General features: G+C 68.9%; 9 protein-coding genes. 5 read left to right on the forward strand and 4 right to left on the reverse strand.

Going from position 1 to position 10,710, the window contains the following annotated elements:
* From G3O00_RS34770 to G3O00_RS34785, 4 genes are all read right to left on the reverse strand, one after another.
* Nucleotides 1–190 (reverse strand): FAD-dependent oxidoreductase (locus G3O00_RS34770; RefSeq protein ID WP_206145687.1); only part of this gene is annotated, 190 nt, incomplete at its 3' end.
* Nucleotides 187–420: a 2Fe-2S iron-sulfur cluster-binding protein gene (locus G3O00_RS34775; protein WP_206145688.1), complete on the reverse strand. Its 234-nt coding sequence runs from the start codon at nt 418–420 to the stop codon at nt 187–189. The genes G3O00_RS34770 and G3O00_RS34775, both read right to left, overlap by 4 nt.
* 127 nt (nt 421–547) lie before the next feature.
* On the reverse strand, nt 548–1,675 hold the full coding sequence (locus G3O00_RS34780; protein ID WP_206145689.1) for an FAD-binding oxidoreductase: 1,128 nt from the start codon (nt 1,673–1,675) through the stop codon (nt 548–550).
* The gene (locus G3O00_RS34785; RefSeq protein WP_174932539.1) at nt 1,672–2,604 is read right to left on the reverse strand and encodes a 4-hydroxyproline epimerase; all 933 of its coding nucleotides are present in this window, start codon (nt 2,602–2,604) and stop codon (nt 1,672–1,674) included. Before G3O00_RS34785 ends, G3O00_RS34780 begins: the two co-directional genes overlap by 4 nt.
* Nucleotides 2,605–2,855: 251 nt before the next feature.
* On the opposite strand from G3O00_RS34785, the gene G3O00_RS34790 reads away from it, so the two are divergent.
* The 5 genes from G3O00_RS34790 (at nt 2,856) to ilvD (ending at nt 10,461) form a co-directional block, all read left to right on the forward strand.
* Nucleotides 2,856–3,776: a dihydrodipicolinate synthase family protein gene (locus G3O00_RS34790; protein ID WP_006484863.1), complete on the forward strand. Its 921-nt coding sequence runs from the start codon at nt 2,856–2,858 to the stop codon at nt 3,774–3,776.
* 232 nt (nt 3,777–4,008) lie between these two features.
* A complete protein-coding gene (locus G3O00_RS34795; RefSeq protein WP_206145690.1) occupies nt 4,009–5,634 on the forward strand; it encodes an APC family permease in 1,626 nt (541 codons plus the stop codon).
* Nucleotides 5,635–5,709: 75 nt separating this feature from the next.
* Complete coding sequence (locus G3O00_RS34800; RefSeq protein ID WP_206145691.1) at nt 5,710–7,293, forward strand: aldehyde dehydrogenase (NADP(+)); 1,584 nt, start codon at nt 5,710–5,712, stop codon at nt 7,291–7,293.
* Nucleotide 7,294: 1 nt separating this feature from the next.
* Entirely contained in the window at nt 7,295–8,317 is a 1,023-nt protein-coding gene (locus G3O00_RS34805; RefSeq protein WP_206145692.1) for an Ldh family oxidoreductase, read from the forward strand.
* Between the two features lie 284 nt (nt 8,318–8,601).
* Nucleotides 8,602–10,461: a dihydroxy-acid dehydratase gene (gene ilvD / locus G3O00_RS34810; RefSeq protein ID WP_206145693.1), complete on the forward strand. Its 1,860-nt coding sequence runs from the start codon at nt 8,602–8,604 to the stop codon at nt 10,459–10,461.
* The last annotated feature ends 249 nt before the right edge of the window (nt 10,462–10,710 follow it).

Below are 10,710 nucleotides of genomic sequence, written 5' to 3' on the forward strand. Positions count from 1 at the left end.
CCGGCGTCGGCGTCGGCGTCGGCGTCGGCGTCGCCGCTGCGCCTTGCCGCCAGATCTGCCCGCCCGCCCGCGGGTTGTCGTCGACGATCACAACCGTCGCACCGCTTCGCGCGGCAGCCTGCGCGGCCGACAGCCCGGCCGCGCCCGCGCCGACGATCGCGACGTCGACGCTCAGTCGTTCCTGTTTCATCGCGTGCGCTCCACCTGCATCCCGTCGCGGCACAGCGTCTGGCAAGCCAGCCGGCGGCGGCCGTCGATCGTCATCCTGCACTCCTGGCAAACACCCATCCCGCAAAACGGCGCACGCGCCGCGCCCGTGCACGACACGCGCGTCGTGTCGTCGCCGCTCGCCGCGACGGCGGCCGCGACGGTCGAACCGTCGGCCACCGTCAGCGCGCGGCCGTCCAGATGAATGATCATGTCAACCTCCGCCGGGCCGCGCCAAGGGGGCTGACCGCCCCCGCTGGGGGCGCCGCGCATGGGACCGGAGTCAGCGCTGAAGCGCCCACTCCGGTCGACAGAGAGCGAAGTGAGCGTGTGGGTCGTTTCATGTCAGCGCTCCGGCTACAAGGGACGTGCTCAGGAAGCGTCCCGGCAAATACGGTTCGATATCGATAGGCGGCCGTTCACCGGCCATCAGCGCAGCGACGAGCCGCGCGCTGCCCGGCGCGGTCGTCACGCCGAGCCCTTCATGCCCAACCGCGAGCCACACGCCCGGCCGCGCCGGATGCTCGCCGAGCAGCGGCAGCCCGTCGGGGCTCGCGGAACGGAACCCCGTCCATGCGCGGATGCCGTTCAGGTCGGCCAGGTCGGGCAGATAACCCACCGCGCGGCGCAGCATGCGTGCGAGCACGGGCGGTTCGACTTGCGCGTCCTCGGTGTCGAACTGGCGCGACGATCCGATCAGCAACTGGCCGGTCGGCCGCGGCTGCACGTTGAACGCGACCGACGTGCCGTCGCTCGCATGCGCGCTCGCCGCATAGCCCAGCTCGACGAGCTGGTGCGACACCTGGCCCGGATAGCGGTCGGTGATCAGCAGATGGCCCTTTTTGGGGCGCAGCGGCAGCTCGGGCAGCAGCGTGCGCGCGGCAACGCCGTTCGCGACGAGCACCCGCTCCGCGCGCAGCGTGTCGCCGCTCGCGAGCGTCACGCTCGGGCCATCGACCGCGACGGCCCGGTCGCGCCGCAACGTGATGCGCGGCGCGCGCTGCAGCAGCCAGTTCGCGGTGACGGGCGCATAGAGGATCGCATCGCCGGGAATCTTCAACGCGCCGCCAAGGCCCGCGCGCAGCATCGGCTCCAGCTGCGCGAGCGTCGCCGCGTCGATCAGTTCGCCCGCCACGCCGTGCGCGGCCAGCGTCGCCTGCTTCGCACGCGCCAGATCCATTTCGTGCGCATCGGCGGCGAGCCACAGCGTGCCGCAGTTGCGGTACGCGCACCCTTCGGGCATCTCGCCGCTCAGCGCGCGCCACAGTTCGATCGAGTAATGGCTCAGCGCGAGTTCGGCCGCGTTGTCGTCCATCGCGACGAGGTGCCCCATGCCCGCGCCGGTTGCCCCGCCGCTCGCGTCGTCGACGACGAGCACGCGCAGCCCGCGCTGCGCGAGTTCGTGCGCGCACGCCGCGCCGACGATGCCGGCGCCGATCACGACGACATCCGTCTTCGTGTCGCTCACGGCGCAATACCCCAGCCGAACGGATCGTCTTCCTCGATCAGCAGCGTCGCTTCCGCGCTCAGGTGCGCGCTGCCGCGGATCGTCGGCACGATGCCGCCTTCGGCCTGCTCGTAGCTCGCCTGGAACACGCTGCCGATCACGCTCGCCTGCCGCCACACGGCGCCCGGCGCGAGCTTGCCGTCGGCCGCGAGGCACGCGAGCTTCGCGCTCGTGCCGGTGCCGCACGGCGAACGGTCGTATGCGAGGCCCGGGCACAGCACGAAGCTGCGGCTGTCGTGCTCGGGATCGTCGGCGAACAGCTCGATATGGTCGATCTCGCCGCCGTTCGCGCCGCTGATGCCCGCGCGTTCGAGCCCTTCGCGCACCGCCGACGCGTATGCGGTGAGCGCCGCGACGTTGTCGCCGGCGACGCGCTGCCCGTGGTCGCTGATCAGGAAGAACCAGTTGCCGCCCCACGCGATATCGCCCTTTACGGGGCCGTAACCCGGCACGTCGAGCGCGACGCCCTGCGCATGACGATACGCGGGCACGTTGCGCACGCTGACCGACAGGTCGTCGTGCAGCGTCGCCTCGACGGTGCCGACCGGCGTTTCGATCCGGTGCACGCCGGGCGCGATGCGCCCCATATGGTGCAGCGTGCGCACGACGCCGATCGTGCCGTGCCCGCACATCCCGAGATAGCCGCTATTGTTGAAGAAGATCACGCCGGCCGCCGCATCGGGCGACACGGGTTCGCACAGCAGCGCGCCGACCAGCACGTCGCTGCCGCGCGGTTCGAGAATGCATGCGGTGCGGTAGCGGTCGTGCTCGCGCGCGAGCACGTCGCGGCGTTCGGCCATCGTGCCGCTGCCGAGCGCGGGGAAACCGGACACGACGAGCCGAGTGGGTTCGCCGCCCGTGTGCGAATCGATGATCTGGATGCGCTTCATCATGAGCCGTCCGAAGTGGGGAAAGGAGCACAGCTTCCTCCGTCGCGCGTCCGCCCGCTTGTGGCTTTTCGATGAGGACGACGACGAAATCGGCATAGTGCGAAGCGCCCTTCCCGCGCCGTCCGGTCGCTGTGCCGATTTCGTCATTTTGCTCCGCGATACGACTCAAGCGTGATGGGCATTTGCGCGGCGATACTGGTTGCCACACCGACACCTGTCGGCCGACCGATACAAACACGTAGGAGATTGAAGTGAGCCGAAACGCCATTCAGTGGACCGGGGTTTTCCCGGCCGTCAGCACCCAGTTCAAGCCGGACTTTTCCCTCGACATCGACGCCACGCACCGCGTGGTGAAGAACCTGGTGAACGACGGCGTATCGGGCCTCGTGGTCTGCGGCACGGTCGGCGAAAACACGTCGCTGTCGACGAGCGAGAAGCTCCAGGTGATCGAAGCCGCCCGCGACGCGGCCGGCGGCAAGATTCCGGTGATCGCCGGCATCGCCGAATTCACGACCGAATTCGCGCGAAACACGGTGCGTGAAGCGCAGCGCGTCGGCGTCGACGGCGTGATGGTGATGCCCGCGCTGGTCTACTCGGCGAAGCCGCACGAAACCGCCGCCCACTTCCGCGCGGTCGCAACCAGCACCGACCTGCCGGTGATGGTCTACAACAACCCGCCGATCTACAAGAACGACGTGACGCCCGACGTGCTGATCGCGCTGCAGGATTGCGAAAACATCGTCTGCTTCAAGGATTCGTCGGGCGATACGCGCCGCTTCATCGACCTGCGCAACGCGGTCGGCGATCGCTTCGTGCTGTTCGCGGGCCTCGACGACGTCGTGGTCGAGAGCATTGCCGTCGGCGCCGAAGGCTGGGTGTCGGGCATGTCGAACGCGTTCCCGAAGGAAGGCGAGACGCTGTTCCGCCTCGCGAAGCAAAAGCGTTTCGACGAAGCGCTCGCGCTGTATCGCTGGTTCATGCCGCTACTGCACCTCGATGCACGCCCCGATCTCGTGCAGTGCATCAAGCTGTGCGAAGAGCTGGTCGGCCGCGGCAGCGCGATCACGCGTCCGCCGCGCCTCGCGCTGCAGGGCGACACGCTCGCGGAAGTGAAGGCCATCGTTGCGAAGGCGCTCGAAACGCGCCCGGCGCTGCCCGACGTCGGTCTCTGACTGACTCCCCCTGCGGCGGCGCGCGGGCTTTCCGCCTGCGCGCCGCCGTCTCCGGTCCGGCATGGCCTGCGGGCCCGTTCACATCGGCGCCCGCCCGCGCCGCGCGTGAACGCCTCGCAGCCCGCCCCGGTCGTTCGAACCGGGCGACGCCGGCCGGCAGGCTGGCGCCGCTGCTCCGTCGGAGCGCGGCGCACCTCAAGCCTGTGCCGATATTCCTCCAGGAGACAAGCCCATGCCAGGCCAAGGCAACGCTCACCCGTCTGTCCCGCATTCCCGTTCCGCGCACCCCGACGCGGGTCACGGCAAGTTCAAGAAACAGCTGTCGCTGACCGATCTCACGTTCATCGGTCTCGGCGCCATTTTCGGTTCGGGGTGGCTGTTCGCCGCGAGTCACGTGTCGACGATCGCAGGCCCGGCCGGCATCTTCTCGTGGCTGCTCGGCGGCTTCGCAGTACTGCTGCTCGGCATCGTCTACTGCGAACTCGGCGCCGCGCTGCCGCGCGCGGGCGGCGTGGTCCGCTACCCGGTGTTCTCGCACGGCCCGCTGCTCGGCTACCTGATGGGCTTCATCACGCTGATCGCCTTTTCGAGCCTGATCGCGATCGAAGTCGTCGCCGCGCGCCAGTACGCGGCCGCATGGTTTCCGGGCCTGACCGTCGAAGGATCGAGCGACCCGACCACGCTCGGCTGGCTCGTGCAGGCCGCGCTGCTGTGCTTCTTCTTTTACCTGAACTATTCGAGCGTGAAGACGTTCGCGAAGGCGAACAACATCATCAGCATCTTCAAATTCATCGTGCCGCTGGCGGTGATCGCGGTGCTGTTCACGCTCTTCAAGCCCACGAACCTCACCGTGCACGGCTTCGCGCCGTTCGGCATGCCGGGCATCGAGATGGCCGTGTCGGCGGGCGGCATCATCTTCGCGTACCTCGGGCTCACGCCAATCGTGTCGGTCGCGAGCGAGGTGCGCAATCCGCAGCGCACGATCCCGATCGCGCTGATCCTGTCGATCCTGCTGTCGACGCTGATCTACGTGCTGCTGCAGCTCGCGTTCATCGGCAGCATCCCCACCGCCATGCTCGCCGCCGGCTGGCATGACGTGAGCAAGGCGTTCTCGCTGCCGTACCGCGACATCGCGCTGGCGCTCGGCGTCGGCTGGCTCGCGGTGATGGTCGTCGCCGACGCGATGATCTCGCCGAGCGGCTGCGGCAACATCTACATGAACGCGACGCCGCGGGTCGTCTACGGCTGGGCGAAGACGGGCACCTTCTTCAAGGTGTTCACGCGCGTCGACGAAGCGTCGGGCATCCCGCGCGCGGGCCTGTGGCTCACGTTCGGCCTCGCGATCTTCTGGACGCTGCCGTTCCCGTCGTGGGAAGCGCTGATCAACATCGTGTCGGCCGCGCTGGTACTCAGCTACGCGGTCGCACCGGTGTCGGTCGCCGCACTCCGCCGCACCGCGCCCGACCTGCCGCGACCGTTCCGCGCCAGCGCATTTGGCATCACCGGCCCCGCGTCGTTCGTGATCGCCGCGCTGATCGTCTACTGGTCGGGCTGGAGCACGGTGTCCTGGCTGCTCGGCCTGCAGATCGTGATGTTCGTGATCTATCTCGCGTGCCGCCGCTGGGTGCCGACCGCGCACCTGAGCCTCGCCGAGCAAGTGCGTTCGTCTGCGTGGCTGATCGCGTTCTATGCCGCGATGATCGTGCTGTCGTATCTCGGCGGCTTCGGCGGCACGGGCCAGCTTGCGCATCCGTACGACACGGTCGTCGTCGCCGCCGTCGCGCTCGTCATCTATTACTGGGGCGCGAATACCGGCGTGCGCGCCGACAAGCTGCAACTCGACGACGACGAAGACTGACGCACTCGTCCCTTTTCCCATGATCCCTTCGGCCGGGCGCCTCACGCCCGGCCCCTGTTTTTTCCGAGGAAAACCATGCAACTCACAGGTCAGCTCCTGATCGGCCAGTCCGCCGTCGCCGGACCGAACGGCACCCTCCACGCGATCGCCGCCGCAACCGGCGAACGGCTCGAACCCGCCTTCGGCGGCGCGAGCCTGCACGACCTGGAGACGGCCTGCGCGCTCGCCGACGACGCCTTCGACACGTATCGCGAAACGTCGCTCGAAGCCCGCGCCGCGTTTCTCGACGCAATCGGCCGCCACATCATGGCGCTCGGTGATGACCTGATCGAGCGCTGCGTCATCGAAACGGGCCTGCCGCGCGCGCGCATCGAAGGCGAGCGCGGCCGCACGGTCGGCCAGCTCGCGCTGTTCGCGTCGCTCGTGCGCGACGGCGGGTTTCTCGACGCGCGGATCGATCCGGCACGCCCCGAGCGCAAGCCGCTGCCGCGCGTCGACCTGCGCCTGCGCAACGTCGCGGTCGGGCCCGTCGCCGTGTTCGGCGCGTCGAACTTCCCGCTCGCGTTCTCGGTCGCCGGCGGCGATACCGCATCGGCACTGGCGGCCGGCTGCCCGGTGATCGTCAAGGCGCATTCGGCGCACCCGGGCACGTCGGAACTCGTCGGCCGCGCGATCCAGCAGGCCGCACGCGAATGCGGGATGCCGGCCGGCGTGTTCTCGCTGCTGTTCGACGCGTCGCGCGAAATCGGCCAGGCACTCGTTGCCGATCCGCGCATCAAGGCCGTCGGCTTCACCGGCTCGCGCCGCGGCGGCGTCGCGCTGATGCACATCGCAGCCGCGCGCCCCGAGCCGATTCCCGTCTATGCGGAAATGAGCTCGATCAATCCCGTGCTGCTGCTTCCCGCCGCGCTCGACGCGCGCCACGACACGATCGCGCCGCCGTTCGTCGCATCGCTCACGCTCGGCGCCGGCCAGTTCTGCACGAACCCGGGCCTCGTGCTCGCCGTCGACGGGCCCGCGCTGCGCGCGTTCGAGGAAACGGCCGCCGCTGCGGTACGTGCAGCGCCCGCGCAAACGATGCTGACGCCGCACATCCACGCCAGCTACAAACAAGGTGTCGAGGCGCTGCGCGATCACACTGCCGTCGAGCTGCTCGCTCAAGGCGTCGAAGGCAATCGCCTGCAGGCCCGTGCGGCGCTGCTCGCGACCTCGGCGGATGCGTTCATCGCGTATCCCGAATTGCGCGACGAGGTGTTCGGCCCCGCTTCGCTGATCGTCCGTTGCCCGGATGCCGACACGCTGCATCGCGTACTGAAGTCGCTCGAAGGCCAGTTGACGATCGCCGCGCACCTCGCCGACGGCGACGCGCCGCTGTTCGCCGCGCTGCGCCCGCTGCTCGAGCGCAAGGCCGGCCGCATTCTCGTCAACGGCTTCGGCACGGGCGTCGAGGTCGGCCATGCAATGGTGCACGGCGGCCCGTTCCCGGCCACGTCCGACACGCGCACGACGTCCGTCGGCGCGCGCGCGATCGAACGCTTCCTGCGCCCCGTGTCGTATCAGGACCTGCCGGATGCGCTGCTGCCGGACGCGATCCGCAACGGCAATCCGCTGAATGTGCCGCAACGCATCGACGGCGTGCCGGCGCCGCGGGAGGCGTGACATGACCGCATCCACCGCCGAAGTCGTCCTGTCGCTCGATGAAGTCCACGCGCTCGCGCTGCGCGTGCTGACGCACAACGGCATGTCCGACGCGCATGCGCGGGCCATCGCCAACGTGATCACGCAAGGTCAGCGCGACGAATGCCATTCGCATGGCGTGTACCGGCTGCTCATCTGCGTGCGGTCGCTGAAGAAGGGCAAGGTCGATCCGCAGGCCGTGCCGACGCTGCGCCGGCTGTCGTCGTCGATCGTCTCGGTCGACGCGCATCGCGGCTTTTCGCTGCTGAGCTTCGAAACCGGCCTGCCCGTGCTCGTCGAAATGGCGAAGCAGCACGGCATCGCCGCGATGACGATCAACCACTGCTACCACTTCTCCGCGCTGTGGCCCGAGGTCGAGGCCATCGCGGCCGAGGGGCTGGTCGGCATCGCAATGAATCCGAGCCATAGCTGGGTCGCGCCGGAAGGCGGCCGTGAGCCGGTGTTCGGCACGAACCCGATCGCGTTCGCGTGGCCGCGCCCGGGCGGCGTGCCGTTCGTGTTCGATTTCGCGACGAGCGCGATCGCGCGCGGCGACATCGAGCTGCATGCGAAGCAAGGCAAGGCGATCCCGCCGGAATGGGCAATCGACGCCGACGGCCGGCCGACCACCGATCCGAAAGCCGCGCTGCAGGGCGCGATGCGCACGTTCGGCGGCCACAAGGGTTCGGCGCTCGCGGCGATGGTCGAACTGCTCGGCGGTGCGCTGATCGGCGACATGACGAGCCGCGAGTCGATGGACTTCGACGAAGGCGTCGGCGCGACGCCGTGCCACGGCGAGCTCGTGATCGCGTTCGACCCGAAGGTGTTCCTCGGCGACGATCTCGACACGGGGCTCGCGCGCGGCGAACGGATGTTCGACTCGATCGTCGCGCAGGGGGCGCGGCTGCCGTCGCAACGCCGCTTCGACGCCCGCGCGCGCAGCATCGCGCACGGCGTGCGGATTCCGAAGGCGCTCTACGACGAGATCCTGACGCTGCTCGACTGATCGCGAAGCGTGGGGCCGGATCGCGCATTCATCCGCGATCGAGACGCGATCCGGCTTTCTCGCGGGCCGGTCGCGCGAGCGCACCGCCACCGCACACGCGTTCCGCGCCGGGCGCGCCGCCCACGCCGGTTGCCGGCCCCATGGGCGCCACGCCTGCGGCGGCTGTGGGATAATCGCCCGGTTTGCCCTGGGCGCAGCTCAAGAGGTTGTTCGCACGGGCGCGAGAGAGGCCTTTATTCCCCGTGCCTCCACCCTTTTCCCGCGATATTTCTTCAGCAACGACAATGCCCATTTACCGTTCCAAAACCTCCACCGCCGGCCGCAACATGGCAGGTGCGCGCTCGCTGTGGCGCGCCACCGGCATGAAAGACGACGATTTCTCGAAGCCGATCATCGCGGTCGTCAACTCGTTCACCCAGTTCGTGCCGGGGCACGTGCACCTGAAGGATCTCGGCCAGCTCGTCGCGCGCGAGATCGAGGCTGCCGGCGGCGTCGCGAAGGAATTCAACACGATCGCGGTCGACGACGGCATCGCGATGGGCCACGACGGCATGCTCTATTCGCTGCCGAGCCGCGACATCATTGCCGACTCGGTCGAATACATGGTGAACGCGCACTGCGCGGACGCGATGGTGTGCATCTCGAACTGCGACAAGATCACGCCGGGGATGCTGATGGCCGCGATGCGCCTGAACATCCCGGTGATCTTCGTGTCGGGCGGCCCGATGGAAGCGGGCAAGACGCGCCTCGCGAACCCGGTCACCAAGGCCATCGAAGTGAAGAAGCTCGACCTCGTCGACGCGATGGTGATCGCGGTCGACCCGTCGTATTCCGACGCCGAAGTCGCCGAAGTCGAACGCTCGGCCTGCCCGACTTGCGGCTCGTGCTCGGGCATGTTCACCGCGAACTCGATGAACTGCCTGACCGAAGCGCTCGGCCTGTCGCTGCCCGGCAACGGCACGGTGGTGGCCACGCACGCCGACCGCGAGCAACTGTTCAAGCGCGCCGGCCGTCGCATCGTCGAACTCACCCGCCAGCACTACGAGCAGGACGACGAACGCGTGCTGCCGCGCTCGGTGGGCTTCAAGGCGTTCGAGAACGCGATGACGCTCGACATCGCGATGGGCGGCTCGACCAACACGATCCTGCACCTGCTGGCGATCGCGCAGGAAGCCGGCATCGACTTCACGATGAAGGACATCGACCGCCTGTCGCGCGTCGTGCCGCAGCTGTGCAAGGTCGCACCGAACACGAACAAGTACCACATCGAGGACGTGCACCGCGCAGGCGGCATCATGGCGATCCTCGGCGAGCTCGACCGCGCCGGCAAGCTGCACACCGACGTGCCGACCGTGCACACGCCGTCGCTGAAGGATGCGCTCGACCAGTGGGACATCGTCCGCACGCAGGACGAAGCGGTCCGCACGTTCTACCAGGCCGGCCCGGCCGGCGTCCCGACGCAGGTCGCGTTCAGCCAGAACACGCGCTGGCCGAGCCTCGACCTCGATCGCGCCGAAGGCTGCATCCGCTCGTACGAGCATGCGTTCTCGAAGGAAGGCGGCCTCGCCGTGCTGACGGGCAACATCGCGCTCGACGGCTGCGTGGTGAAGACGGCCGGCGTCGACGAGAGCATTCTCGTGTTCGAAGGCACGGCGCACGTGACCGAATCGCAGGATGAGGCAGTCGAAAACATCCTGAACGACAAGGTCAAGGCAGGCGACGTGGTGATCGTGCGCTACGAAGGCCCGAAGGGTGGCCCCGGCATGCAGGAAATGCTCTACCCGACCAGCTACATCAAGTCGAAGGGCCTCGGCAAGGCATGCGCGCTGCTGACGGACGGCCGTTTCTCGGGCGGCACGTCGGGCCTGTCGATCGGCCATTGCTCGCCGGAAGCGGCAGCGGGCGGCGCGATCGGCCTCGTGCGCGACGGCGACAAGATCCGCATCGACATCCCGAACCGCACGATCGACGTGCTGGTGTCGGACGAAGAACTGGCGCGCCGCCGCGAAGAGCAGAACGCGAAGGGCTGGAAGCCGGCGCAACCGCGTCCGCGCAAGGTGTCCGCTGCGCTGAAGGCCTACGCGAAGCTGGTCATGTCCGCCGACAAGGGTGCCGTGCGCGACCTGTCGCTGCTCGACGACTGACAGCGCTGGCCTGACCGGCTGCCCGCCACGCGCAGCCGGTCAGGCCGCGGGCCGTACAACCGCCCGCTCGCCGATCCAGAAGCCGCTCTCCGGAGCGGCTTTTTTTCGTCCTGCGTCGGCAGAAAGCGCCGGCATCGTCAGTGACGGAATTCTTCCGGACCGCCGCCGCCTCCTCCGCCACCGCCACCGCCGTGGCTTCCGCCGCCGTTCCCGCCGCCTTGCGGCCGCGCGCCGCCGTAACCCCCGCCA

It is taken from the genome of Burkholderia sp. Ac-20384 (genome assembly GCF_017104605.1).
Classification (GTDB): Bacteria; Pseudomonadota; Gammaproteobacteria; order Burkholderiales; family Burkholderiaceae; genus Burkholderia; species Burkholderia lata.